This is a genomic window from Streptomyces sp. ASQP_92 (genome assembly GCF_025399895.1).
GTDB lineage: Bacteria > Actinomycetota > Actinomycetes > Streptomycetales > Streptomycetaceae > Streptomyces.
Genome location: NZ_JAODUA010000003.1, coordinates 42,647 through 66,802 on the forward strand (window position 1 = coordinate 42,647; position 24,156 = coordinate 66,802).

The 24,156-nt window shown below is 71.8% G+C and carries 20 protein-coding genes; 11 read left to right on the forward strand and 9 right to left on the reverse strand.

Going from position 1 to position 24,156, the window contains the following annotated elements; all coding sequences use genetic code 11:
• The first annotated feature begins 114 nt into the window (after positions 1-114).
• Positions 115-1,155 carry an ALF repeat-containing protein gene (locus N4G70_RS09660; RefSeq protein WP_261712137.1) on the forward strand — a complete coding sequence of 347 codons (1,041 nt, stop codon included), beginning with the start codon at positions 115-117 and terminating at the stop codon, positions 1,153-1,155.
• 663 nt (positions 1,156-1,818) lie between these two features.
• Here N4G70_RS09660 and N4G70_RS09665 read toward each other — a convergent pair.
• The gene (locus N4G70_RS09665; RefSeq protein WP_261712138.1) at positions 1,819-2,325 is read right to left on the reverse strand and encodes a DUF4188 domain-containing protein; all 507 of its coding nucleotides are present in this window, start codon (positions 2,323-2,325) and stop codon (positions 1,819-1,821) included.
• Between the two features lie 98 nt (positions 2,326-2,423).
• On the opposite strand from N4G70_RS09665, the gene N4G70_RS09670 reads away from it, so the two are divergent.
• A complete protein-coding gene (locus N4G70_RS09670) occupies positions 2,424-3,065 on the forward strand; it encodes a MerR family transcriptional regulator (protein ID WP_261712139.1) in 642 nt (213 codons plus the stop codon).
• A 59-nt stretch (positions 3,066-3,124) separates the two neighbouring features.
• Here the strand turns inward: N4G70_RS09670 and N4G70_RS09675 are convergent, their stop codons facing one another.
• Together N4G70_RS09675 and N4G70_RS09680 are read right to left on the reverse strand one after the other, a co-directional pair.
• Positions 3,125-4,276: a lipase family protein gene (locus N4G70_RS09675; RefSeq protein WP_261712140.1), complete on the reverse strand. Its 1,152-nt coding sequence runs from the start codon at positions 4,274-4,276 to the stop codon at positions 3,125-3,127.
• A 174-nt stretch (positions 4,277-4,450) separates the two neighbouring features.
• Positions 4,451-5,458 (reverse strand): AraC family transcriptional regulator, encoded by a 1,008-nt coding sequence (locus tag N4G70_RS09680; protein WP_261712141.1) that lies wholly within the window; start codon positions 5,456-5,458, stop codon positions 4,451-4,453.
• Between the two features lie 240 nt (positions 5,459-5,698).
• On the opposite strand from N4G70_RS09680, the gene N4G70_RS09685 reads away from it, so the two are divergent.
• The gene (locus N4G70_RS09685; RefSeq protein WP_261712142.1) at positions 5,699-7,426 is read left to right on the forward strand and encodes a long-chain fatty acid--CoA ligase; all 1,728 of its coding nucleotides are present in this window, start codon (positions 5,699-5,701) and stop codon (positions 7,424-7,426) included.
• Positions 7,427-7,597: 171 nt separating this feature from the next.
• On the opposite strand, the gene N4G70_RS09690 is transcribed toward N4G70_RS09685, so the two are convergent.
• Positions 7,598-7,801: a cold-shock protein gene (locus N4G70_RS09690; RefSeq protein ID WP_003967102.1), complete on the reverse strand. Its 204-nt coding sequence runs from the start codon at positions 7,799-7,801 to the stop codon at positions 7,598-7,600.
• Positions 7,802-8,143: 342 nt separating this feature from the next.
• Between N4G70_RS09690 and N4G70_RS09695 the strand changes: the two genes are divergently transcribed.
• On the forward strand, positions 8,144-9,010 hold the full coding sequence (locus tag N4G70_RS09695) for a menaquinone biosynthetic enzyme MqnA/MqnD family protein (protein WP_261712143.1): 867 nt from the start codon (positions 8,144-8,146) through the stop codon (positions 9,008-9,010).
• A gap of 102 nt (positions 9,011-9,112) precedes the next feature.
• On the opposite strand, the gene N4G70_RS09700 is transcribed toward N4G70_RS09695, so the two are convergent.
• Positions 9,113-10,216: an esterase family protein gene (locus tag N4G70_RS09700; protein WP_261712144.1), complete on the reverse strand. Its 1,104-nt coding sequence runs from the start codon at positions 10,214-10,216 to the stop codon at positions 9,113-9,115.
• 239 nt (positions 10,217-10,455) lie between these two features.
• Between N4G70_RS09700 and N4G70_RS09705 the strand changes: the two genes are divergently transcribed.
• Positions 10,456-12,453, forward strand: coding sequence for a protein kinase domain-containing protein (locus N4G70_RS09705; RefSeq protein WP_399034800.1), 1,998 nt, complete (start codon positions 10,456-10,458; stop codon positions 12,451-12,453).
• Positions 12,454-12,604: 151 nt separating this feature from the next.
• Positions 12,605-17,071, forward strand: coding sequence for an FtsK/SpoIIIE domain-containing protein (locus N4G70_RS09710; RefSeq protein WP_261712145.1), 4,467 nt, complete (start codon positions 12,605-12,607; stop codon positions 17,069-17,071).
• Positions 17,072-17,285: 214 nt separating this feature from the next.
• Here the strand turns inward: N4G70_RS09710 and N4G70_RS09715 are convergent, their stop codons facing one another.
• Positions 17,286-17,546 carry a WXG100 family type VII secretion target gene (locus tag N4G70_RS09715; RefSeq protein WP_261712146.1) on the reverse strand — a complete coding sequence of 87 codons (261 nt, stop codon included), beginning with the start codon at positions 17,544-17,546 and terminating at the stop codon, positions 17,286-17,288.
• Positions 17,547-17,769: 223 nt separating this feature from the next.
• Here N4G70_RS09715 and N4G70_RS09720 point away from each other — a divergent pair, with 223 nt between their 5' ends.
• From N4G70_RS09720 to N4G70_RS09740, 5 genes are read left to right on the forward strand one after another with little or no spacing between them, the layout of a single operon-like run.
• Positions 17,770-18,030 (forward strand): hypothetical protein, encoded by a 261-nt coding sequence (locus N4G70_RS09720; RefSeq protein ID WP_261712147.1) that lies wholly within the window; start codon positions 17,770-17,772, stop codon positions 18,028-18,030.
• A gap of 39 nt (positions 18,031-18,069) precedes the next feature.
• Entirely contained in the window at positions 18,070-18,900 is an 831-nt protein-coding gene (locus N4G70_RS09725; RefSeq protein WP_261712148.1) for a hypothetical protein, read from the forward strand.
• Between the two features lie 10 nt (positions 18,901-18,910).
• Positions 18,911-20,392 (forward strand): PE-PGRS family protein, encoded by a 1,482-nt coding sequence (locus N4G70_RS09730; RefSeq protein WP_261712149.1) that lies wholly within the window; start codon positions 18,911-18,913, stop codon positions 20,390-20,392.
• Positions 20,393-20,423: 31 nt separating this feature from the next.
• Complete coding sequence (locus tag N4G70_RS09735; RefSeq protein ID WP_261712150.1) at positions 20,424-21,026, forward strand: hypothetical protein; 603 nt, start codon at positions 20,424-20,426, stop codon at positions 21,024-21,026.
• A gap of 14 nt (positions 21,027-21,040) precedes the next feature.
• Positions 21,041-21,745: a hypothetical protein gene (locus tag N4G70_RS09740; protein ID WP_261712151.1), complete on the forward strand. Its 705-nt coding sequence runs from the start codon at positions 21,041-21,043 to the stop codon at positions 21,743-21,745.
• A 24-nt stretch (positions 21,746-21,769) separates the two neighbouring features.
• Here N4G70_RS09740 and N4G70_RS09745 read toward each other — a convergent pair whose 3' ends face one another.
• From N4G70_RS09745 to N4G70_RS09755, 3 genes are all read right to left on the reverse strand, one after another.
• Entirely contained in the window at positions 21,770-23,212 is a 1,443-nt protein-coding gene (locus N4G70_RS09745; protein ID WP_261712152.1) for a PE-PGRS family protein, read from the reverse strand.
• Between the two features lie 177 nt (positions 23,213-23,389).
• Entirely contained in the window at positions 23,390-23,782 is a 393-nt protein-coding gene (locus tag N4G70_RS09750) for a hypothetical protein (RefSeq protein WP_261712153.1), read from the reverse strand.
• Positions 23,779-24,126 (reverse strand): hypothetical protein, encoded by a 348-nt coding sequence (locus N4G70_RS09755; RefSeq protein ID WP_261712154.1) that lies wholly within the window; start codon positions 24,124-24,126, stop codon positions 23,779-23,781. Before N4G70_RS09755 ends, N4G70_RS09750 begins: the two co-directional genes overlap by 4 nt.
• Positions 24,127-24,156: the final 30 nt, after the last annotated feature.

Sequence of the window (24,156 nt, forward strand, 5' to 3'; positions counted from 1 at the left end):
GCCGTGGGGCGGTGACGGGGGGGGCGGAGACCATCCGGACCATGCGGCGCGCAAAGGTCGATATACCCTAAGGGTGGCCGTTTTGGGCCATTGATGGGTACTTGGGGAAATCACTTGAAGCTCACGCGCATATCCGCGCTCGTCGCGTCCGCCGCCGTCGCGCCGGCCGTTCTGCTCGCCTCTCCGGCGTTCGCCGCCGACGCGAAGGTGCCCGCGGTCTCGGCGCCGGACGCGGGGTCCGACGCGGGGTCCAAGAACTCCGCGGATCAGGCGGCCGACGACCGGGTCGCACTCCTCCGCCTGATGGGGGCCAAGGACGCGGGGCCGTGCTTCCGGGAGGCCGGGACCAACGCGCTCGACAAGGGCGCGGCGGCGGTCCGGAAGTTCCTTGAGGTGGGCCAGTACGACGCCCGGTTCCAGGATGACCGGGTGCGCGTCGCCCAGGCCATCAGCGTCGGTGGGCCTTCGGTACGGGAGGCCGGGCGCAAGGCGCTGGACGAGGACACCCGGGAATCCGTCAAGGAGTTCCTCGAGGTGGAGCAGTTCAAGGCGCGCGCCATCGACAACCGCGTGCTCGCCAGCAGCGTCATCAACTTCGGCGGGCCGAGCGTGAAGGCGGCCGGGATCAAGGCGCTGAAGGGTACGCCCGGGGACGTCCAGGCCTTCCTCGACAAGGGCCAGTTCGAGGCCCGCGCCATCGACAACCGGGTGCTGGCCACGGCGATCCTCGGCAAGGGCGGGCCCGCGGTGAAGGCGGCCGCGAAGAAGGCGCTGCTCGGTACGCCCGCGGACGTGCAGGCGTTCCTCGACAAGGGGCAGTTCGAGGCGCGCAAGAAGGATGAGGCGGACGCGGCGGCGGTTGCGGCGGCCGCGAAGGACAAGGGTGCGTCCAAGGGCGCGGGCAAGGGGCAGAAGGGCGGCGGGGGTTCGGCTCCGGCCGGGGGCTCCTCGGGCACGGGCACGGCCGTTGTCGACCAGGGCGGTAAGTCGGCGGCCTCTGCCCCCAACGCCCCGGTTCCCGCCTCCGCCGGCAGCAGCTCTCTCGCCTCTACGGGTGCGGGGGCGGGGTTGCCGTGGGCTGTGGGCGGTGCGGGGGTTGCTCTCGCGGGGGGTGCGGGGTTGGTTGTCGTTGCGCGTCGGCGGCGTTCGGCGTAGCGGTTGGTTGGGGGGCGGGTGTTCGTGTGCGGGTGGGCCGAGGCCTTTCGCGCAGTTCCCCGCGCCCCCAACACTCTTGCGTCGGCGCCCCGCACGCATGGTTTCGCGCAGTTCCCCGCGCCCCTGAATCCGCTCTCGGCTCGGGCCGCGGTCGCGTCTTGCGCAGTTCCTCGCGCCCCTGAACCCTCTTGATCCTGCGGACCGTGCCTGCTTCTCGCGCAGTTCCCCGCGCCCCTAAGAGCCCTTCGGTCTGCGGGCCGTGCGGGGCTGGTCGCGCAGTTCCTCGCGCCCCTGAACCCGCTCTCGGTTGCGGACCGCGGTCGCCTCTCGCGCAGTTCCCCGCGCCCCCAAAAAACCCTCGGTCGGCTGCGGACCGTGGCCGCTTCTCGCGCAGTTCCTCGCGCCCCTGGCAGGACCGGTGCGGGCCCGCATCGGGCAACCTCAGCCCGTCCGGCGTTTGAGGACGAGCGCCCTTGAGGCGCGAACGGGGTCTGGGGCGGAGCCCCAGGAGGGGCGGAACCATCCAACCCCGCTGCACGGCCGGGTGGGTGGGCAAGGGTGCTCGGGGGCTGGGGCGGAGCCCCAGGAAGGGCGGAACCAATCAACCCGCTGCACGGGCGAAGGGGCCTCGGGGGCTGGGGCGGAGCCCCAGGGGGTTGGGGGTCACCCGGTCGGGGTGGTTCGACGGGACAGGCGTTCCGCCGCCGTGCGGCCCCGCCGAGCCAACGGCACAACCCCCGTCGCCGCCGCAAGCCCGAACGGCGGCATGTCCGCATAGATGGACTCGTAGGACCCCTCGGGAACGATGTACGTCTCGTGCCACAGACCCACGTGCCCCCGCACCTTCCCCTGCCGCTCCTTGCGGTTGAGGATCGCCCAGGCCCGGTGGTGGAACATCTGCGGCGAGTGCGCGTAGGAGTACAGCTTCTCCTTGGACTCCCAGTACTGGACCACGTAGTACGTACGCGGCGACGCGGTCAGCAGCACGTGGCCGAGCAGACCCCGGCTCCGGTCCCGCTTCAGCTCGGCCAGCATGCGGAGCATCGCGAGGCCCACCGGGGCCCACTGGTGCACGGCCCAGAAGTGGTTGACGCGCATCCCGATCAGGAGCACCACCACATCGCCCTCGGCCGCGGCGGTCGTACGGTTCGGCTTCGGTCCGGTGAACATCGCGTCGCCTCCATAGCCCTCAAGTACCGTCTTGGATAAGGAAGTTATCCCCTACCGGTACCTTGGATAATGACGTTATCCGAAGGAGGGCGCAAGGGATGCGGCTGGCCGAGTTGAGTGAGCGGAGCGGGGTCTCCGCGGCGATGATCAAGTACTACCTGCGGCAGGGGATGCTCGCCCCGGGGCGCAAGGTCGGCGCGACCACCGCCGACTACGACGAGAGCCATGTGCGCCGGCTCCGCCTCGTGCGGGCCCTCATCGAGGTCGGGGGGCTCACCGTCGCCACGGCCAAGGAGGTCATCGGGTACGTCGACGACGACTCGCTCGACCGCACCATCCGTCTCGGCGCCGCCCTGTGGGCCCTGCCGCACGGGCCCGACCCCGATGACGGCGACGCGTCCGTGGCCGCGGCCCGCGTCGAGGTGGGCCGGCTCCTCGATGCGCTGGGCTGGACGACCGCCCGCGAGCTCGGTGAACTCTCCCCGGATCACCGGGCGTTGATCACCGCTGTGGCCACGCTGCACCGGCTCGGTTACGCCTGGGACGCCGAGTTGATGGCCCCGTACGCCGAACTCATGCACCGGGCGGCCGTCCGCGACCTGGACTTCGTCGAGACCCACCCCTCCGAGGAGGAGAAGGTCGAGGTCGCCGTCGCCGCCACCGTTCTCTTCGACCCCGTCCTGCGGGCCCTCCACCGCCTCGCCCAGCAGGAGGAGTCCGCCCGCCGGTATGGGTTGTAGAGGGCCCGAGGGCGAGCTTTCCCTTCCGCCCGCCCGCGCCCCGAATAGGCGCGCCAGAGCTAGCAGTTGGGGTGAGGTGCCGTACCCGCGAAGCGCTCGGCCAGCCAGTTCGCGGCCGGGACTCCGCCCGCCGTCACCCCGCCGATGTGGCCGAGCAGCGGCAGCGCGTGCCACTCCACGTTCGTGCCCTGGGCGCACCAGTCCGAGCGCAGCTGTTGGCCCACCGCGTACGGGATCAGTTCGTCGATCGTGCCGTGGTAGAGGTATACCGGCGCGTCCGGGCGGTGCGTGCCGAGCCTCGATTCGGCGAGCCGGGCCTGCCAGTCGGGCTGTTGCAGCGGGTTCTTCACGGTCAGGTCGGTGATGTGCTTGAACGAGCCCACCGTCGTGTCGATCGCCACGCAGTTGGTCCTGAAGTAGCCGACCAGCGCCTTGCCCGCCGTGTTCAGGTACGTGTCCAGCTTCAGCTCGGGGAAGGCCGCGTTCTGGCCCGCGGCGGCCATGAAGATGAGGCCGGAACCCAGGCCGCCGTCGTTGGAGGAGGCGACCTTCATCAGGTCGGCCGGGACGCCGCCGGTCGCGGTGCCCTTCACCCTCAGATCGGGGGCGTACGTGTCGTGCAGCTCGGCCGCCCAGCTCGCGGCCTGGCCGCCCTGTGAGTAACCCATGATTCCCACGGGCGAGTTGGCGTCGACGCCGGGGATGCCGAGGCGCTCGGCGGCGCGGGCCGCGTCCAGGACGGCGGTGCCCTCGGCCCGGCCGACCGTGTAGGTGTGCTCGCCGGGCGTGCCGAGCCCCTCGTAGTCGGTGACCGCGACCGCCCAGCCCTTCTGGACGACCTGGTTGATCAGGGTGGCCTCGACGGCCGTGCCGTACGGGAAGTTGGCGCTGGGCGCGCACGAGTCGTCGAGCCCGACCGTGCCGACCGCGTACGTCACGACCGGGCGCGGGCCGGTGCGGCTGTCGTTGGGCACGATGACCGTGCCGGAGACGACGTTCGGGCCGCCCTTCGCGGTGGTGGAGCGGTAGGTGATGTGCCAGGCCTTGGTGTTGGTCCACTGGCCGGGCAGCGGATGGAACTCGGTGGGGGACTGGGTGACGATGTCACCCGGCGAGGCGGTCGCCGTGTCATCGGCGAACGCGGTGGGGGTGGCTGCCGACAGGAGGAGTGCGGCGGTGATGACACCGGCCACTCTGGTACGGACGTGCATGCGGCTCTCCCAACGGTCCTATGGGGCGCGGGCAGTTGAGGAGAAGGTAGTGACTGGCCGGTAGGTACGGAGCTGACCGTACCGCTCACCTTCACTGACCAAGGCCGACAGCGGCGCCGCGCCCCCTCTCGGCCGGGTCGGCCCCCGTACGGGCCCAGCCGGTACACCCCCCGCTCACCGCCCCAGCCGGTACGCCCCCGGCGTCGTGCCCGTCCAGCGGCGGAAGGCCCGGTGGAAGCTGGTGTCCTCCGAGAAGCCGAGGCGGGCCGCGATCTCCGCGATCGGTTCGCCGCCCTCGGCGAGCCCCGCGATCGCCGCGTCCCGCCGTACCGCGTCCTTGAGCTGCTGGAACGAGGTGCCCTCCTGGGCCAGGCGGCGCCGCAGGGTGGCCGGGGACATGGCGAGGCGGGCCGCCGTCTCCTCCAGGGTGGGCAGCCGGGGCGAGGCGCGCAGGGCACCCGCGAGCGCCCGGCCCACCTGCTCGCCGACCGTAGTCCCGTACGCGTGCCGGCTGAGCAGCTCGAAGGGGGAGCGGCGCAGCATCTGAGCGAGCGCGGCCTCGTCGCGTACGAGCGGAGCGGTCAGCCAGCGCACGTCGAACACCGCCTCCGTGCGGGCGCCCCCGAACCGGACCGGGCAGCCGAACAGCGTCTCGTACTCGTCCCGGTGCGGGGGCGGTGGATAGCCGAAGGCGGCCCGGGTCAGCGGGATGCGGCGCCCCACCAGCCAACTGCACAGCCGGTGCCAGATGATGACGAGGCACTCCGTCAGGAACCGGTCCTCGTCGTGGCCCCCGAGGTCGCCGCGCACCGCGAACACCGCCTCGGACCCGGTCACTTCGAGGCTGAGGTCGGGGCCGTCGGCGAACAGCCCGTAGAAGGCGGTGCCGCGCCGCATCGCCGCGCCGAGGTCGCGGCAGCCGAGCACGGCGTAACACATCATCGCGAAGGTGCCCGGGCGGCTGGGGGCGCCGCCGAGGCCGAGGAACTCGTCGCCGGTCGCCCGGTACAGGGCGCGGAAGAGGTGGGCGAACTGGACCGGGGTGACCCGCGCCCGGTCGTCGCCGAGCAGCAGCGGGGGAATGCCGGACGCCTGGAGCAGCGGCACGGTGTCGATGCCGCGCCGCCCGGCGCCGCGCAGCACGGCCCTCACATGGTGCACCGTGATCGTCGGCTTCGCCATGGTCAACGACCGTAGCCGGGTTGAGCGTTGAGGTCAGCCGACTTGAGCTTCGAGGTCAGCCAGGGGGCGCGGTTTTCCGTCAGGCGGCGCGGTCCAGAGGGCGTGCGGTGCCGCTGAGGAGGGCCCGGGGTGCCGAGCGAGAACCGGCCTTCGCGCCTTCGTGCGCCTGAGCGCAGAAGTCAGCCGGCCTGACGCTTCCCGCCATCCCGCGCGGGGCGCGCCCGTACCTACCGTCGGGTCATGACCCCCCAGAGCCCGCACCAGGACCCGCCCCCGCGCCCTCGGACGCTCGCCGTGTTCACCGAATGGGCGGCCGGGCGCCACCCCGACCGGCCGGCCCTGCGGTTCCGGGACGCGCGAGGGGAGTGGGTGACGGTCACCTACGCCGAACTGCGCGAGACCGTACGGGACACCGCGCGCGGCCTCATCGCGCTCGGTGTCGAGGCCGGCGACCGGGTGGCGATCCTCGCCGAGACCCGCCCCGAGTGGACGTACGCGCACTTCGCCTGTCTCGCGGTGGGCGCGGTGGTCGTGCCGGTGTATCCGACGGCGGGCGACGAGGAGGCCCTGTGGGTACTGGCCGACTCCGCCGCCAAGGCGGCGATCTGCGAGGGCCCCGAGGAGGCGGCCCGGGTGGAGGGGCTGCGCGGGAAGCTCCCCGCGCTCGCCCACGTCCTCGTGATGGCGGGGCCCGAGGGGGCGGGGCTGCCGGACGGGTCCGCCGTCCCGCTCGACGAGCTGCTCGCCCGGGCCGAGTCGGTGCGGCCCGACGACGACGCCGAGCTCGTCTACACCTCCGGGACCACCGGCCCGCCCAAGGGCTGCCGGCTCACCCACGGGAACATGGGCGCCGTCCAGGACGCCACGCTGCACCTCATCGAGGGCGGCGAGGGAGACCGCACCTACCTGTATCTGCCGCTCGCGCACCTGCTCGCCCAGCTCATCCAGTTCTCGACGCTGCTGTACGGGGGCGAGCTCTGCTACTTCGGCGGCCGGATCGAGGACGTCGTGGGCGAACTCGCCGAGGCCCGGCCGACCCATCTGCCGTCCGTACCGAGGCTGTTCGAGAAGGTCTACTCCGTGGTGCGCTCGCTCGCCGAGGCCGAGGAGGGCGGCGGCGAGCGCTTCGACGAGGCGGTCGCGGTCGGTGTCCTGGCGGCCGACGGCCTGCTCCCGCCGGAGCGACGCGAGGCGTACGAGGCCGCCGACGAGTCCCTGTTCGGCCTGGTCAGAGCGGCCTTCGGCGGACGCCTGCGATGGGCCCTGACCGGTGGCGCCCCGATCGACCCCGCCGTCCTGGACTTTCTGCGGGCCTGCGGGATCCAGGTCTTCGAGGGGTACGGGATGACCGAGTCGGCGGGGGTGATCTCGCTCAACCACCCGGGGGCGGTGCGGTACGGGACGGTCGGGCGGCCGGTCGCGGGGTGCGAGGTGCGGATCGCGGACGACGGGGAGGTGCTCGCCCGGGGGCCGATGATCTTCCCGGGCTATCACGCCAACGCGCTCGGCACGGCCGAGGCCCTGGACGCGGAGGGCTGGCTGCACACCGGCGATCTGGGCGCGCTGGACGCGGACGGCTACCTCACGATCACCGGCCGCAAGAAGGACCTGATCATCACGTCCGCCGGCAAGAACCTGACACCCTCGCACGTGGAGCTGGCCATCGAGCGGTCCCGGTTCGTGTCGCACGCGGTGATGGTGGGCGACCGGCGCCCGTACCCGGTGGCGCTGATCACGGTCGACGCGCAGGAGGTCGCCGGGCGGGACGCGGCGGAGGTCCGCGCGCTGGTCCAGGAGGCGGTCGACACGGCCAACGCCCAGGTGTCCAGGCCTGCCAGGATCCGGGACTTCACGGTCCTGCCGCGGGACTTCACCGTGGAGGGCGGCGAACTGACCCCCACCCTCAAGGTGCGCCGCAAGGCGGTGGCGGAGCGGTACGCGGCCGAGATCGAGGCGCTCTACGGCTGAGAGCCCGCGGCCCTCAGGGAAGGCTCCGGCAAGTCTCCGATGGGCCTCTGGTGGACCTCGGGTGGGCCTCTGGTGGGCCTCTGGTGAGGAACGCCAAAAGGCAGGAGCCCCGGTCCGGCAGGACGGGGCTCCTTGGGTACTGCTGTGTCAGCGATCGGCCAACCCGGGCACTTAGGCCGGGGTGACGTTCTCCGCCTGCGGGCCCTTGGGGCCCTGGGTGACGTCGAAGTTCACGACCTGGTTCTCCTCCAGGGAGCGGAAACCAGACGCGTTGATCGCGGAGTAGTGGACGAAGACATCCGGGCCGCCGCCGTCCTGGGCGATGAAGCCGAAGCCCTTTTCAGCGTTGAACCACTTAACGGTTCCGGTAGCCATAAGCCCTCCTTGGGCCAAAGGGTTGCCCTGCTCCAGAACCTGCAAACAAGTCTGAAAACTACAAAAGCCTGCGGGTTACATGCTCCGCAGGCTCTGTACTGCAAGGGAAACCAAACTGCAACTTGCGCTGAGCGTAGCACGCAGCTCAGGTGCCGCGGTAGAGGGAAAGATCACTGCACCCGTACGTTTGACCGGGGGCTGAGCAGGTGAAGACGCACCGTTCCCAGGGGTCCCGCGAAGCGCTCCCGCGGGGTCGCCGCCGACGTCCCGCGAAGCACCCCCGAGGGGTCGCTGCCAGGGCCCGGCGCGGTCCACGGAGTGGGACGGGTCTAGCCTCGGCATGTGGACAATTCAACCAGCCCCCAGCACCGAGGTGGCCGGCCGCGCGTCGGGCACATCCAGTTCCTCAACTGCCTGCCCCTGTACTGGGGCCTGGCCCGGACGGGGACGCTGCTCGACCTGGAGCTGACCAAGGACAGCCCCGAGAAGCTCAGCGAGCAGCTCGTCAGCGGCGACCTGGACATCGCGCCGATCACCCTCGTGGAGTTCCTGCGCAACGCGGACGACCTGGTCGCCTTCCCCGACATCGCGGTGGGCTGCGACGGGCCCGTCATGTCCTGCGTGATCGTCTCGCAGCGTCCCCTGGAGGAGCTGGACGGAGCCCGGGTCGCGCTCGGGTCCACCTCGCGGACCTCCGTACGCCTGGCGCAGCTCCTGCTCGCCGAGCGGTACGGGGTGACCCCCGACTACTACACCTGCCCGCCCGACCTCGGCCTGATGATGCGCGAGGCCGACGCGGCCGTGCTGATCGGCGACGCCGCCCTGCGGGCCTCGCTGCACGACGCGCCCCGGCTCGGGCTCCAGGTCCACGACCTGGGCGCCATGTGGAAGGAGTGGACGGGGCTGCCGTTCGTCTTCGCCGTGTGGGCCGCGCGCAAGGACTATCTGGCCCGCGAGCCCGGCCTCGTCCAGCAGGTGCACGAGGCGTTCCTCGCCTCGCGTGACCTCTCCCTCGAAGAGGTCACCAAGGTCGCCGAGCAGGCCGCCCGCTGGGAGGTCTTCGACGCGGAGCTCCTGGAGCGCTACTTCACGACCCTCGACTTCCGCTTCGGGGCCCAACAGCTCGAAGGCGTAAGGGAGTTCGCCCGCAGGACCGGGCCGACGACCGGATTCGCCGCGGATGTGAACGTGGAGCTGCTCGCTCCTTAGCGGCCCGCTCCCCGTGGAGCGGGCCGGTTCGGCGGGAGCGGGAGGTGCCCGAGCGAGCGGACCCGGTGGCGGACAGGACCGGTTCAGGAGGACGGGACCGGTTCAGGGGGACGGGACCGGCGCCAGCATCTGCTTGCTGATCCACTCCATGGTTCCCTCGCCCATGCCCTTCACGTAGGTGTGGGCGTTGTGGGTGCCGCCGGGGATCACCTGGAGATGGGTCTTCACCGGGCCCTTGCCGTAGGTGTCGATGAAGCTCCGCACCTTCGGCACGACGGTGGCCTCCTTGGTGCCCACCTGGAAGGCGAGGGCGACCTCGGGGCCCTTGCGGTCGATCAGATCCTGGGCGAGCTTCTCCGGGTTGTTCGCCTGCTTCTCGACGTCGTGGCCGGCCCACAGGGGGGAGTCCGGCACGATGTCCGGGCCCGACGCGATCACGGCCTTGAACAGGTCGGGCCGCTTGAGCACCGACTTCAGGCCCACGAAACCGCCCGAGGAGGAGCCCATGAAGGCCCACCCGTCGCGGGACGAGAAGGTGCGGAAATTGGCCCGCACCAGGTCCGGCACGTCCTCGGTCATCCAGGTGCCCATCTTCGGGCGGCCCGGGATGTCGCTGCCGTCGTAGTAGTACTTGGCGTCCGGGTTCAGGACCGGCATGACGACGATGAACGGCAGGCTCTTACCGGTCTTCGACCACTCGGCGATGCTGCTCTGGAGTTTGAGGTCGGTGCCCATCCAGTAGTTCTTGGGGTAACCGTTTCCGCCGGGCAGCGCGATGAGCACCGGGAAACCGCTGTTCTTGTACGTGTCCTCGAAGTACTGCTTCGGCGCCCACACCCACACCTTGCCGGTGAACCCGGACTTCGCGCCCTTGAGCGTCGTCACGCCGATCTTCGTACCGTCGCCCAGAGAGCTCTGCGTGGTGAACTCGGCCTTGGGGCCGGTGGGCAGCAGCGTCTGGGGCGAGGCGCCGTTCTTCGCAGAGGCGTCATCATTCTGGCCGCCCTTGCCATCCTTGCCATCCTTGCCGTCGTTGCCCGAGGCACCGCCGTCGCCCGCGCCGCCCTGGGCCGACGCCTTGGCCGAGGGACTGCTCGGACCGGAGTCGAAGCTGACCGGCTTGCCCTCGTCGGAGCAGCCGGTGACCAGCACGGCCGAGCCGATGAGGGCGGCTGCTATCCAGGCGGCGGGGCGACGACGGTTCATATGCGGGGACTCCGGGGATCTGGTCGCGGGCACGTGGCGTTCATGGGTGTTCCGAGCGGTGGCCGGGCGGTTTTTGGCCGATTGCGCACGAACTACGCCATCCAAGAGGGCGGAGGGTGCCGTTCGGTTCTCCCAGCCAAGCATCCGTTCCGTCTCGGAGGAGGGTGATCCTGAGCACGTACGGCCCTACGCTGCTGTGCGACCGGCTTGACCAGGTTGGGCATTGGGGGAGCACCGCGATGCAGTCGTTGCAGCCGCTGGAAGCGGGCGAACCTCGCACGATCGGCGCCTACCGGCTGTTCGGCCGGCTCGGGGCGGGCGGCATGGGCCGGGTGTACCTGGGGCGCAGCGCGGGCGGCCGCACGGTCGCGGTCAAGGTGGTGCACCCGCACTTCGCCCTGGACGAGCAGTTCCGGGCGCGCTTTCGCCACGAGGTCGAGGCGGCCCGGCGGGTGGGCGGCCGATGGACCGCGCCGGTGCTCGACGCGGACCCGGACGCTCCGGTGCCGTGGGTGGCGACCGGCTATGTCGCGGGCCCCTCGCTCACCCAGGCCGTCCTGGACCGGGGCCCCCTTCCCGAGCGTTCGGTACGGGCCCTGGGCGCGGGGCTCGCCGAGGCGCTGGCCGCCGTGCACGCCCTCGGCCTGGTCCACCGGGACGTGAAGCCGTCGAACGTGCTGCTCACCCTGGACGGCCCCCGCCTGATCGACTTCGGCATCGCCCGCGCCACCGAAGGCACCGCCTCGCTCACCGCGACCGGCGTCTCCATCGGCTCGCCCGGTTACATGTCGCCCGAGCAGATCCTCAGCAGGCAGGTGACGGGCGCCGCCGACGTCTTCTCGCTGGGCGCGGTCCTCGCGTACGCCGCGACCGGCCGGCCGCCCTTCCCCGGCGACTCCTCGGCCGCGCTCCTCTACAAGGTGGTGCACGAGTCGGCCGAGCTGGGCGCCGGCCTCACGGGCGAGCTGCGCGACGCGGTCGCCGGCTGCCTCGCCAAGGACCCGGCCGGCCGCCCCACCCCCACCGCCCTCGCGTCCCGGCTGGCTCCGGCCGGTGCGGCCGCGCTGGTGGGCGGGGGCTGGCTGCCGGGCCCCCTCGTCGAGGAGGTGAGCCGCTCGGCGGTGCGGCTGCTGGACCTGGAGCCCGAGGAGCCGGTGAGCGGTTCGGGCCCGATCCCGTTCAGCAGCCCGGCGATCGGGGGGAGCGGGGGCGGTGGGGGCGGCTCGGGCGGCTCGGGCGGCCTGGGCGGCTCGGGCGGCCTGGGCGGCCCGGGCGCTTCGGCCGAGGCCGGCCCGTCCGGCGCCGGGGGCTTCGGACCGCCGGACGCGTCGTACGGCAGGGAGTCCGACCCGTTCCCGGGCCCCGCGTCGTACGGCAGGGAGGCCGACCCGCTCCCGGGCCCCGCGTCGTCCGGCAGGGAGGCCGACCCGCTCCCGGGCCCCGCGTCGTACCGCCGGGAGTCCGGCCCGCTTTCCGGCCCCTCGTACGGCAGGGGAGCCGGTCCGTTCCCCGGCCCCATCTCGTACGGCAGCGAGGCGGACCCCTTCCCCGGTCCCCGCACACCTCCCGGCCCGGGCGCACCCCCGAGGCCCACCACCCCGCCGAACTCCGCCGGGCGCCACCCGCGCGCGGCCCTGTCGGTGGGGACCGCCGCCGACTCGGGGGAACGCGGCCGTGGCCGCCGGGTCAGTTGCACGGTGACGCTCGCGGTCGCGGGGGCGCTGGCCGGGGTCACGGTGGGCGCCGCGTTCCTCGCCGGCCTGCTGCCGAACTGGGGCGGCGACTCCAACCCCACGAGCGCCCGGCCGCCCGCGTCATCGAGCGCGGCACCGACCCCACCCGGAAGTTCGGGCTCGGCGCAGCCCGGCGGCCCCCAACTCCCTTCCGTACCCGGGGAGTTCATCGGCACCTGGAAGGGCGTACTCACCCAGGACAACGGCACCTCCGGGTACGTCTACACCGCGGTGATCACCAAGGGTGCGAAGGGCACGGACGTGGTGCGCACCACCACCACCCTCGGCCCGCTCGCATGCCACGGCGTCGGCACCCTGGACTCGGCGAGCGCCCGCGTCCTGCACATCACCGAACGCACGGACCCCGCGAACCCGGGAACCATCGGCTGCACCGGGGGCACCGCGACGATGACGTACACCCTCCAGACCGACGGCAAACTCCGCTTCGACTCCCAGGAGGCGGCGGCGGGGCGGCCTACGGGGGTGTTGGCCAAGGAGGGCTGACGCCGAGCGCCACCGCGGCGCGTCCGTCCGGCGCCGGCGGTCCGTCGCCATCCGTCACCACCCTCGGTCCTGCCGCTTCGGGGCAGCCATTAGCCTCGGGGCTAGCAGATGGCGATGGGCCGGGCAGGGCCGACGGGGGAGTGAAGACACCATGCGAGTCCTGGTGACCGTTGTGCAGGAGGGGGCGCCCCCGAGCGACGTCGTGATCAACGCCGACGACGACGCGACCGCACGGGACGTCGCGCAGACGCTCGCGGCCGCGGGCGGCGTGCCCGGTGGGGCGGGGCAGCCGCACCCCGTCGTGGTGGCGTTGCCCGGTACCGTCCTCGACGCCCGCCACGGCGGCCGCGGCGCCGAGCCCACGCTGTGGGCCGACGGCCACCGCTGTGAGCCGAACACTCCGGCCGGGCAGATCCTCCGGGACGGCATGCGGATATCCGTCGACGACTCCCTGGGCCCGCTGCTCCGCGCGGGCGAGCCCGTCGGCTGGTTCGAGTTGCGGGTCGCCGCGGGCCCGGGCGCGGGGCGGGTGGTCCGGCTCGCGGTCGGCACCGCCACCCTCGGCTCCGCCGCGACCTGCACGCTCGCGGTCCCCGACGCCATGCTGGCGCCCGTCGCCGCCCGGATCACCGTCGACGTCCAGGGCCGAGCCACCCTCGGCCCGCAGAGCGGCACCCAGGTGCTGCTCGACGACGAACCGGTGGACGGCGCACAGGACTGGCCCCTGGGCGGTGTCGTACGGGCCGGGAACTCGCTGTTCGTGCTCGACCGGGTCAGCGAGCCGGACGCGCACCTGTCCGCGACCGGTGAGGGCGGACTCGCCTACAACCGGCCGCCGCGCCTCTCGCCCGTGCGGCCGCGTCCCAGGCTCATCGTGCCGGTCCCGCCGTCCAAGGCCGAGCGGGCCCGCTTCCAGATGATCGCGGCGCTCACCCCGATGATCTTCGGCCTTGCGATGTACTTCATCACCAAACAGGTCTACATGCTGCTGTTCTGCGCGATGACGCCGGTGATGATGCTCGGCCAGTGGATCAGCGACAACCGTGACGGCAAGCAGCGCCACAAGAAGTCCTTCAAGCAGTACAAGGAGGAACTCGCCCAATACGAGGCCGAGTTGACCCGTCTCGGCAAGGAGGACCAGCGCAACCGGCGGGCCGACAACCCCGACCCGGCCGAAGTGCTGCTCTTCGCCACCGGCCCCCGGCGCCGTCTGTGGGAGCGCCGGCACACCGACATCGACGTACTGCGGCTGCGGGTGGGCGTGGCGACTCAGCCCGCCGACATCGAGCTCGCCCGGGGCCAGGGCGCCGCCTATGGCGAGGAGATGCCCGACCCGCCGCTCCTGCCCGACCTGCCGGTCATCCTGCCCTTCCCCGAACTCGGCGTCGTCGGTGTGTCCGGCGACCGGACGCGGGCCCTTGCCACGGCCCGCTGGCTCACCGTGCAGGCCGCGACGCTGCACAGCCCCCGTGACCTCTCGCTCGTCCTGCTGTCGGCCTCGCCGCAGTCCGGGGTGGACTGGGGCTGGGCGCACTGGCTGCCGCACACCGCGCCGCAGCAGGGCCAGGACTGTGTGGCCCTGGTCGGCTCCGACAACGAGACCATCGCCCGCCGGGTCAACGAACTCCTCAACGAGCTGGCCCGGCGCAAGGCCGCCAGGGAGAGCTCGGGCACCATGATGAGCGGCGCCCCCGGCGCCGAGCCGCATGTGCTGCTCGTCCTGGACGGGGCGCGGCTGCTGCGCCGGATGCCGGGCGTGCCCCAACTCCTCCAGGAGGGCCCGCAGTACGGGATCTTCGCGCTCTGTCTCGACGAGGACGAGCGGCTGCTTCCCGAGGAGTGCAAGGCCGTCGTGTGCTGGACGGTGCACTCGCCCGCGCATGTGTCGCTGCGCGGCTCGGGTCTCGAAGCCCTCGGCGAGGTCCTCGCGGACCAAGTCGGCCTCGAATGGTGCGAGTTGCTGGCCCGCTCCCTCGCCCCGGTCCGCGACGTCAGCCGTGATGACGCGGGCGGCGCGCTGCCCACCTCGGCCCGGCTGCTCAGCCTGCTCGGCCTGCCCGACCCGACCGGCGCCGACATCGAGCGGATCTGGCGGGCCGGCGGCTCGACCACGGCCGCCCCCATCGGCATCGCCGCCGACGGCACGTTCACCCTGGACATCCGCCGGGACGGCCCGCACGCCCTCGTCGCCGGCACCACCGGCGCGGGCAAGTCCGAACTGCTCCAGACGATCATCGCCTCGCTCGCCATAGCCAACCGGCCGGACGCCCTCAACTACGTCCTCATCGACTACAAGGGCGGCAGCGCCTTCATGGACTGCGCCCGCCTGCCGCACACCGTCGGCATGGTCAGCGACCTCGACGCCCACCTCACCGAGCGCGCGCTCGCCTCGCTCGCCGCGGAGCTGCACCGCCGCGAGACGATCCTCTTCAACACCGGCACCAAGGACATCGAGGACTACAACGACACCCGCAAGCTCCAGCCCGAGCTGGAGCCGATGCCGCGACTCGTCCTGGTCATCGACGAGTTCGCCTCGCTGGTCGCCGAACTACCCGACTTCATCGCGGGACTCGTCGACATCGCCCGCCGAGGCCGCTCGCTCGGCGTGCACCTGGTGCTCGCGACGCAGCGCCCGGCCGGTGTGGTCAGCGCCGACATCCGGGCCAACACCAACCTGCGCATCGCGCTGCGGGTGACGGACGGCAGCGAGTCCATGGACGTCATCGACGCCGCGGACGCCGGGGCCATCGCCAAGTCCACCCCCGGCCGCGCCTACGTCCGCTCCGGAGCGCAGTCGCTGGTCGGCGTGCAGTCGGCGCGCATCGGTGGCCGTCGGCCCGCCACGGGCAAGAGCGGCCCCAAGGCGGTCCTCGCCCCGCTGTCCTGGTCCTCGTTCAGCCGGCCGCTGCCCAGGGCGGCGGATTCGGACGACGACGGCACCATGGTCACCGACCTGACGGTGCTCGTGGACGCCATCCGGGACGGCTCCGACAAGATGGGCTTCCCGCCGCCCCGCAGCCCGTGGCTGCCCCCGCTGCCCGAGCACGTCACGCTCGATTCGCTGACCGCCCAGGCGGGCCCCGCGCCCGCGCACGGCGACGTCCCGCCCATCGGGTACGCCCTGACCGACCTGCCCGCCCAGCAGGCGCGCAAGCCGTTCGCGCTCGACCTCGTCGACGGCGAACACACCATGCTGGCCGGCGGTGCCCGCTCGGGTCGCTCAACTGCCCTGCGTACCCTGGCCGGTTCACTCGCCACGACCGCCTCGCCGCGGGACGTCCACGTCTACGCGATCGACTGCGGCTCCAACGCCCTGCTGCCGCTGGTGCGTCTGCCGCACGTCGGCGCCGTGGTCAGCCGCGACGAGCCCGACCGCGTACGCCGGCTGCTCGACCGGCTGCTCGCGGAGATCAGCCGACGCCAGCAACTCCTCGCCATGGAGGGGGCGTCCAGCGCCGCCGAGCAGCGCGCCTCGGCCGCGCCCGAGGACCGGCTGCCGTGGATGGTGCTGCTCCTCGACAACTGGGAGGGTTACTTCTCCACCTTCGAGAACTACAACTACGGCCAGCTCATCGAACAGGCCCAGCGGATCTTCCGGGAGGGCTCCGCGGTCGGTCTGAAGGTCGTCATGACGTCCGACCGCAGCGGCCTGAGCGGCATGGTGGCCTCCGCCTTCCAGGACCGGCTGATCCTGCGGTTCGCCGACCCCAACGATTACGCGATGGCGGGTCTCTCCCCCCGCGAGGTGCCCAAGAACATGCCGCCGGGCCGCGCCCTGCGGATCACCGACACGGGTACGGAGGAGACGCAGATCGCCCTCCTCGACGAGGACCCCAGCGGCCAGGCCCAGGTGCGCAGGCTCCGCGAGATCGCCGAGCGGACCCAGGAGGCCCACGGCCGCACCCCCGCGCGTTTCCGTCCCATGCGGGTGGACGCGCTTCCGGCCCGCATCACGGTCGGCGAGGCGATGGCGCTGGATCCGGACTTCGCGATCCCGTCGAAGCTGTGGGCGCTGCTGGCGGTCGGCGGCGACGAACTGGCGCCCGTCGGCGTCGACTTGGAGGAGTCGGGCCCCGGTTTCGTCATCGGTGGACCGCCCAAGTCCGGCCGTTCCACGGCGCTGATGTGCGCGGCCGAGTCGCTCCTGGCCCAGGGCACCCCGCTGGTCCTGGTCACCCCCCGCCGCTCCCCGCTGCGGGACTTGGAGGGACGCACGGGTGTCCTCGGCGTACTCGACGCCGAGGCCAGGGAGGACGACCTGGAGGAGTTGGTGGAGAAGGCCGGGGGCCGCCCCTATGTGGTGCTGGCCGACGATGCCGAACTGCTCCACGACACCCGGCTCGACGAGGCCCTGGAAGCGCTCCTGCGCAAGGGTGTCGACGGCGGCCTCGGCGTCATCGCGGCCGGCACGACGGACAGCCTGTCCTCCCAGTACCGCGGCTTCGTCACCGCCGCCCGCAAGTCCCGCAACGGCCTGCTGCTCACCCCCCAGACCTCGCAGGAAGGCGAACTGTTCAACATCCGCCTCCCCTCGAACACGGGCAGCGGCCAGCCGGGCAGCGGTCTTCTGGTCTCCGGCGGCGCGTTCCGGCCGGTCCAGGGAGTGATGCGGGGGTAGCGCGGCACGCGGGGCGTCGGCGGTCCGCCGGGCAGCCGGCGGGGCCCTGGGGGGACTTCAGCGATCACCCACCAACGCGAAGGCCGAAGGCCAGGCGCCGGTCGAGCACCTGTCCCCTCCAGCCCGTTGACCGCCGCTGCCCTGCGCACACAAACGGGGGCGCCCACCGGTGGTGGGCGCCCCCGCGATGCCTACTGTCCGGCTGTGATGCGGATCAGGTGGCGCGCTCGATGTTGTCGGCGCTGGTGGACGCGGACTTCTGCGCGTCGTGGAGGGTGTCGACCCACTTGGAGAAGGTGCCGCGCGCGTCTTCCCAGTCCTTGCGGAACTGGTCCGACTTGGGGCCCTTCCAGTAGCCGGTGCTGCCGGACGTCGCCGAGTTCAGGTTGTTGATGAGCGTGTGCAGGTCGCCTGCGCTGCGCCCGAACAGTTTGGCAAGGTCCCTGAGTTCCTTGAGACTTGCTCCGCGATCCATCGCGTTCCTCCCCGTGTCACTGCTCGCTGAGTAAGCAGAAAATCCGACTGATACCAGGCGACGCTATCGCACCTTCCGCACCACGTGTAAAGGGCCGCGGAACCCGAGGTTGCACCGTCCCCTCTGCGAAGTCGCCGGGCGGGTGGCGGGGGGAGGGGCCGCCGGGCCCTGCCGGGGTGGACGGTTATGCTGGGCCGTCCATGTGACAGCGGGGGAGGCTGCTATGGCAAATCCGGACATTCAAGAACTCAACAACCGTGCCGCGGCCCTGCGTCAGCTCGCCGATCACGTCGAGTCCCTGATGGACCAGCCACGCACCTTCAGCACCACCACCATGAAGACCTGGGGCGGCCCGAACGCCACCGATGTCCGGGGAAAGCTGAACAGCTGGCGCACCACCTGTTCCACGGTGGCGCAGTCGCTGCGTACCGAGGCCCAGCAGGCCACCCAGGACGCCAAGGACCTGCAGCACCCCAAGAAGTGAGCCGGGCGACCACCGGCGCCCGGGGAGGAATCGAGAGTCATGCCGTCGTACGACAGTTCCCGCGCCCGTTTCCGGCTGGCCGACCGCCACATCGCGGTCTTCGCCCATCTGCTGGACGGTGAGACGCCGCCCGAAGAACTGTGGGAGGGCGTAGTCGAACTGCAGCGCATCGGCCTGGTCGGCGAGGAGGGCGAACTCGTCCCGCTCCTGCGCGACCTGCTCGGCACGCTGGCGGCCCCCTTGCTCCTGCTCCAGGTCGAGGTCACCGGTGAACACGGCCCGGTGAACCACGGCGTGGTCGTCGGCCGGGACGCGGTCATCTCCCACGACGGCTGGCCCGGCGAGGAGGAGTCCGAATACGTCCCCATCGAGCCGAGCAGCCTTGTCTGGGAGCTCGCCCGCAAGGTCAACCTCCACCGGGGGGAGCCGACGCAGCCGCCGGCCCACCCCCGCATCGAGACGACGATGGGCGCCCTCGACGCGGCGTTCGTCGCGCTCGGCGAGGCGGCCGGTGACGAAGCGGTGGCGCGCGAGCTGACCCGCAAGGCCCTGGTCGAGACGAGCGGCCTGGAGCCCGCCGCACTGGACCAGTTCCTCGAACTCGTCATCGCGCTCAACGCCACCTGGCGCATCACCGCGGCCTGGGACGGGGAGCACGAGGGCGAGCGCTCCGCGATGATCCGGGCCCTGGCCGCCTGGGACTGCGGCCCGTCCGGCTACTGGATCCGGGAGCAGCCCGAGGAGCCGATCCTGCCGGGCCAGGTCACCCCGGAAAGCCCCCTGGTCGTGGCGTGGACGACGCCCGGGGACGTCTGGGAGCGCATCACCGACCTGCTCCCGGACACGGAAGACCTGATCGACGGCGTCTGAGGGGAAGTCCGTGGGGAGCAAGGCAGGCGCCGAGGGGCAGCGGACCGTCAACCCTGACGACCTGGACCAGCTGGCGAAGCTGTTGGAGGGCAAGGGCGGCGTCCAGGACAAGATCGACGAGGCCTTCACCAGGGCCGGCAACCTGGGCGTGAGCAGCAAGCTCACCGCGCTCAGGCCCATGCGGTCCTGGGTGACGACCACGGCACCCGACCTCCGCAAGCGCGCGGCGCTCGGCCGCCTGGAGGACGGCGACCCGCAGGCCGGGGCGAAGTGGGCGGGGTTCGACGCCAAGGACCTGGCCAAGGGCGCACTCATCATGCAGGCGCCGGACGTGCTGCTGCTGGCCAACGCCATCGCCAGCAGCGACAGCCCGGACCCGGCGTTCCGGCGCCGGTCACGGGAGTCCCTCGACGACTGGGTCGACCGGCTGCGCGCCCACGCCTTCGCGTCCATCCCGGCGCTCAGACCGTACGAGAAGGACATCGAGAACTTCCTCGGCCTGTACGGGGACGTGACGGGGTTCGTGTCGCACGCGGGATCCGCGTCGTTCCACACGGTCAACCTCACCAAGGTCCTCGTGGGGAACTCGATTGCCGAGGGCGGCTGGGCGAACACGGCCAAGATGTACTTCGCCGGGAGGCTCCAGGCGGTCCCGGGCAGCGTCCCCGCCTCGGCGAAGCTGATCGGGTGGGGCGAGAGGCTGGAGGCGTGGACGCCCCCCATCCGCTCGCTGGCCGCGCCCGGAACCTGGCTCCCGGGCAAGCTGAGCGCCCTGGCATCGGGCAGCGCCGCTTATCAGGACGCCTCCTCGATCCCCACGGTCAGCGGCTACATGAGCACCCGGATCGGCATGGGAGTGGACTGGATACGGCGCAGTGGCGTCATGACCACGCCCCGGGTGTTCGGCATCTCGGGAAACTCGGCCATCGACTTCCTGGTCGGATCCGACCGGCTGGCCAGGATGTACGGCGGCCTCACCCACTCGGGACAGATCCCCGGCCGCGCCGCCAACGCCAGCCTGATCAAGGTGACGAGCAACGCCGCGGCCGACGCCCGGCTGTTCGGCAGCGGACGCCTGGCCGCGCTCGGCAAGGGGCTCAGCACGGCCGGAAAGGCGGGTGGTTTCCTGCGCGGTGCCGGTGTCGCCGGCGGCGTCTTCTCCACCGCCTACAGCGTGGGCAATGTCTGGGCCCAGGGAAACCCGGCCTCGCACTTCACCGACCGGGAGCACGGCGCCAAGTACGTGGCCGATGTCGCGGAGGTCGGCTTCAACGCCTCGCTGACCGCGGCGACCATCGCCCCCAACCCCTTCACCCTCGGCGCGCTCGCCGTCACCGGAGCGATCTACGGCGGTGCCAAGATCGTGGAGCACTGGGACGGCATCAAGGACGGGGGCAAGAAGGCCGCGCACTGGGTGGGGGAGAAGGCAGGCGGTCTCGCGAGCGGAGCCAAGAACCTGGCCAAGAAGGCCAACCCCATGCACTGGTTCTGACCGGGGACCCTTGAGCACAGGGACTGAGTACATGGACACAGGAGAGGAGGGCGTCCGGGTGGGCGACTTCGCGTTCGAACTCGAACCGGTGCGGGAAGACCGGCTCCGGGGATATCGGGGCGTGGCCGGGCCGTTCGGCAGCGTCGACATCACCAGGGCCCTCGGCGCGCCCGGACAGGGACCGAGCCGCCAAGTGGCCCTGGAGGGAGCCCAGTTCCCCGAGACCCTGTTCGGCGGGGGCGCCGGCGTACTGCCGTCCCTGGACGGGGGGTGGCTGCGGGTGGACGGAACGATCGTCGACCTGGACCTGAGGATCACCGGGATCCGCAAGGGCTCCCGCCGGCTGGAGCTGGCCTTTCGCGACCGCCGCTACACCTACCGGGTCACCGGCGGCTCCGGGGACGCCCGGCTCGAACGCGACCGCGTGACCATCGCGACGACCCGCGGCCGGCCCGTACCCATGACGTCCGGAACGCGGCTGGTGAAGGTCGAGGGCGACGCGGACACCACGGACCTGGCGATCGCGCTCGTCCTGGAGCAGGTGGACAGGTCCGCGCTGTCCCTCAGCGGCGCGCTGTTCGCCGCGCCCATGAACGTACTCTTCGGTCGTTCCCGGGACGAGGGCCTGGGTTAGGGGAGAAGGAGGCCATGGTGTTCGGCAGGAAAGCAGAGGCGGAGCCGCCGTCCTTCGCACCGGTGCACTGGGACACCGTCAGCAAGTTCACGATCGGCGCCGCCTCCCGGCCGGCCGCGGTGCGCGGTGCCGGACCCGGGCCCCTGGCGGTCCGGGTGGAGAAGCGCGCCGGAGGCGCCACCTACCTGGTGCCCAGCGTGTTCGTCGCCCTGACCGGCTCCGGAGAGCCGGCGGCCGCGTCCGGATTCCGGCTGTACGAGGACGAGGCGGGCCTGCGCCTGCTGTGTTCCGTCACCCCGGACGCCGAGGCGGACAAGGACGGAGGGCGCCGCCATCGGGTCCAGGACGGCCGGGGCCGGGAGATCGGGTCCGTGGTCAGGGGGCCGGTGGCCAAGCGGGCGGTCCAGCACGCCTGGTGGCTGGAGCAGCCGGACCATCCCGAGGTGGTGGCCCGCCGCCACTGGGCGAAGGGCAGCGCCGGCCAAGTGCTGGGCCGTACCGTGGGCAAGGCGCTCGGAAGCGTCGTCGGCTCGGTCGTGGGGCTCGGCGGGGACGACAGCAACACCACCCGGGGCACTGCCAAGCCGGTGACCTGGACGTCCGGGGAACAGGTGGCCATGACGTCGGCGCCGACCGAGGGCCGAACGTGGTACCTGGCGCAGGCGAGTTGGCTGGACCGCCGCCTGGCCTTCGCCCTCGCCGTCCTGAGGGAGTGCTGAACGCGCGGGCGATGGTGGCCGGCGTCAGAACCAGTGCATGGGGTTGGCCTTCTTGGCCAGGTTCTTGGCCCCGCTCGCGAGACCGCCTGCCTTCTCCCCCACCCAGTGCGCGGCCTTCTTGCCCCCGTCCTTGATGTCGTCCCAGTGCTCGACGACCTTCGCGCCCCCGTAGATGAGGCCGGTGCCGACGGCGAGGCCGATGGTGACCGGGTTCGGGGCGACCATCGCGGCCGTGAGTGAGGCGTTGAAACCCACCTCGGCCACGTCGGCCACGTACCCCGCGCCGTTCCGCTTGAAGGCCTCGACGGGGTTGCCCTGGGAGATGACGTTGGCCGCGCTGAGGCCGGTCGAGGCGACACCGCCCACGATGCCGACGCCCCGGAGGAGACCGGCCGTCTTGGCCGCCGCCCCCAGGCCCGCACGGAACGCCGACGCGCCCTCGGCGGCCTCCGGCACACTGTTCGCGAACCGCTGCATATTGCCCGCTTTGGTGAAGACCTTCACCAAACTGGCGTTTCCGGCACGTGCCACGGGCTGCCCGGCGTGGGTGAACCCGGCGTATGTCTTGGCGACCTCGTCCGAGCCGACGACGAAGTCGATGAGGCCGTTGGCGTTGACGTGCTGCATCAGCGCGCTGGACCGGAACGCGTTCCACGCCGTTCCGAAGAGGTCGCCGCGGACGCCCGCGGTGCCCGGAACGCCCGCGATCCGCTGGTACAGCGAGCTCCGCGAGAGCATGTTGCCGAGCTGGCCGGGCAGCCAGCTCCCGGGGGCGGACAGGGAGCGGATCTTTGGCGACCACTTGATGAGCGCCGTGCCGCCCTTCTGCAACCACCGGCTGTTGGAGGCCCGCATCGCCGCCCCCACCTGCGTCTTCCACGCGCGGAAGACACCTTGCTTGAGGGAGTTGCCGACGAGGACCTTGGTCAGCGACGAGCCCTGGAGCGAGACCACGGCGGTGGCGGCGGTGACCGAGGTCCAGTCGCCGAACAGACCGAGCAGCGTGTCGACGGTCTGCTCGTGCGGCTGGAGGCCCGGGATCCGGGTGAGGGCGTGCGCCTCCATCCGCTGGATCCAGTCGTTCAGCGACTCGTCCGGCTGCCGCTTGAACTCATAGGCGCGGGGATCATCGCTCGCCGCAAGGGAGTTGGCCAACAGGAGGGAGTCCGGGGTGAGGAGGTCACCGTCGTACTTCTTGAGGTCGTCGGGGCTGAACCCGGCCCAGCGCAGGCCCGCTTCGGGGTCGCCGTCCTCGAGGCGGGCGAAGACGGCCCGCCTGCGCAGATCGGGGCCGGTGTCCTTGATCCATGAACGCAACGGGTTGAGTCCGGACAACTTGCTGGTGACGCCGAGTCGCGAGGCCCGGGTGAACGCCTCGTCCACCTTGTCCTGCACTCCGCCCCGGCCATCGAGGAGCTTGGCGAGCTGCTCCAGATGCTCCGGATCGGCCGTCCGGTTGTCCCCCATGCCGTCCCCCTCTGTACGCGCCACGAACCGGTTGGGTCGGCATGGTGGCTGCCTCGTCCTGGCCTGTTACGTGTGAGGCTCATGATACGGCGGGGGACAGAGGCATGACCGAACACGGTCAGGGGTGTGCCCAGCGACCGGGCGCGGGGCGGCGGCCCACGCGGTCGGGGGAGAGCCCTACGGCGCGAGTTCCCCGGTGAACGTCAGCGACTGATTCGACGCGTACAGACGCCCGTTGACCAGACCGTCCTTGAAGACGAGCGCGGAGCGGTCGTCGCTGTCGGTGGTCTCCGGAAAGACCTGCCACCCGAGGGCGACCAGCCGCGCGGTGCCGCGCCGCAACAGCGTGTCATTGGACCGCGTCTCCTCGGGATCCCACCCCGCGACCCGCACCGAGCGCCCCTCGAACTCGTCGTCGGGATACACGGCGCGGGGAGTCGCGTCCTTGATGGCGTCACGGATCTCCGCGGAGACCTGTTGGCGTGCCTGCTCGGGGGATGCCGCGCTGTGTGCCATGGAGTTCGCCCTGTCCCCTGTCGTGAGGTCGTCGCTGTCGCTGTACTCGGTCATCCGCGGGCCGCGTCGTCCACCACACCACTGAAGGAAATGGCGGGTGGCTGCACCGCGAACGACCCTCCGCCGACGTCGAGTTTGGCCGCGTACAGGGAGGGCTCGTCCTCGGTGCGCCTGCGTGCGTCGACCGACCAGCCGGCGGTACGCAGCGCCTCGATCAGCGCGTCGATCAACTCCTGCGTCGGCCGCGTCTCCGACTCGTCGAACGCCGTGATGGCGACGGCCTCGGCGGCGATGACCGAGGGCAGGTCCATCACCGTCGCGTCCTTCAGCACCGTGTTCATGACGGCGGTGATCTCCTCGATGAACCGTTCCCGCCCACCGTCCGGCCCGTGGCCCATGCTGGTTCCCTTCCATGCTCTGGTCACGAC

Excerpts from the sequence above, each read along its gene's own strand:
- N4G70_RS09720 (WP_261712147.1), top strand. The coding sequence starts at position 17,770 with ATGGCAAATCCGGACATTCAAGAACTCAACAACCGTGCCGCGGCCCTG.
- N4G70_RS09745 (WP_261712152.1), bottom strand. The coding sequence starts at position 23,212 with ATGGGGGACAACCGGACGGCCGATCCGGAGCATCTGGAGCAGCTCGCC.
- N4G70_RS09685 (WP_261712142.1), top strand. The coding sequence starts at position 5,699 with ATGACCCCCCAGAGCCCGCACCAGGACCCGCCCCCGCGCCCTCGGACG.
- N4G70_RS09710 (WP_261712145.1), top strand. The coding sequence starts at position 12,605 with ATGCGAGTCCTGGTGACCGTTGTGCAGGAGGGGGCGCCCCCGAGCGAC.
- N4G70_RS09715 (WP_261712146.1), bottom strand. The coding sequence starts at position 17,546 with ATGGATCGCGGAGCAAGTCTCAAGGAACTCAGGGACCTTGCCAAACTG.
- N4G70_RS09705 (WP_399034800.1), top strand. The coding sequence starts at position 10,456 with ATGCAGTCGTTGCAGCCGCTGGAAGCGGGCGAACCTCGCACGATCGGC.
- N4G70_RS09675 (WP_261712140.1), bottom strand. The coding sequence starts at position 4,276 with ATGCACGTCCGTACCAGAGTGGCCGGTGTCATCACCGCCGCACTCCTC.
- N4G70_RS09670 (WP_261712139.1), top strand. The coding sequence starts at position 2,424 with ATGCGGCTGGCCGAGTTGAGTGAGCGGAGCGGGGTCTCCGCGGCGATG.
- N4G70_RS09680 (WP_261712141.1), bottom strand. The coding sequence starts at position 5,458 with ATGGCGAAGCCGACGATCACGGTGCACCATGTGAGGGCCGTGCTGCGC.
- N4G70_RS09690 (WP_003967102.1), bottom strand. The coding sequence starts at position 7,801 with ATGGCTACCGGAACCGTTAAGTGGTTCAACGCTGAAAAGGGCTTCGGC.
- N4G70_RS09750 (WP_261712153.1), bottom strand. The coding sequence starts at position 23,782 with ATGACCGAGTACAGCGACAGCGACGACCTCACGACAGGGGACAGGGCG.
- N4G70_RS09740 (WP_261712151.1), top strand. The coding sequence starts at position 21,041 with ATGGTGTTCGGCAGGAAAGCAGAGGCGGAGCCGCCGTCCTTCGCACCG.
- N4G70_RS09665 (WP_261712138.1), bottom strand. The coding sequence starts at position 2,325 with ATGTTCACCGGACCGAAGCCGAACCGTACGACCGCCGCGGCCGAGGGC.
- N4G70_RS09735 (WP_261712150.1), top strand. The coding sequence starts at position 20,424 with ATGGACACAGGAGAGGAGGGCGTCCGGGTGGGCGACTTCGCGTTCGAA.
- N4G70_RS09755 (WP_261712154.1), bottom strand. The coding sequence starts at position 24,126 with ATGGGCCACGGGCCGGACGGTGGGCGGGAACGGTTCATCGAGGAGATC.
- N4G70_RS09700 (WP_261712144.1), bottom strand. The coding sequence starts at position 10,216 with ATGAACCGTCGTCGCCCCGCCGCCTGGATAGCAGCCGCCCTCATCGGC.
- N4G70_RS09725 (WP_261712148.1), top strand. The coding sequence starts at position 18,070 with ATGCCGTCGTACGACAGTTCCCGCGCCCGTTTCCGGCTGGCCGACCGC.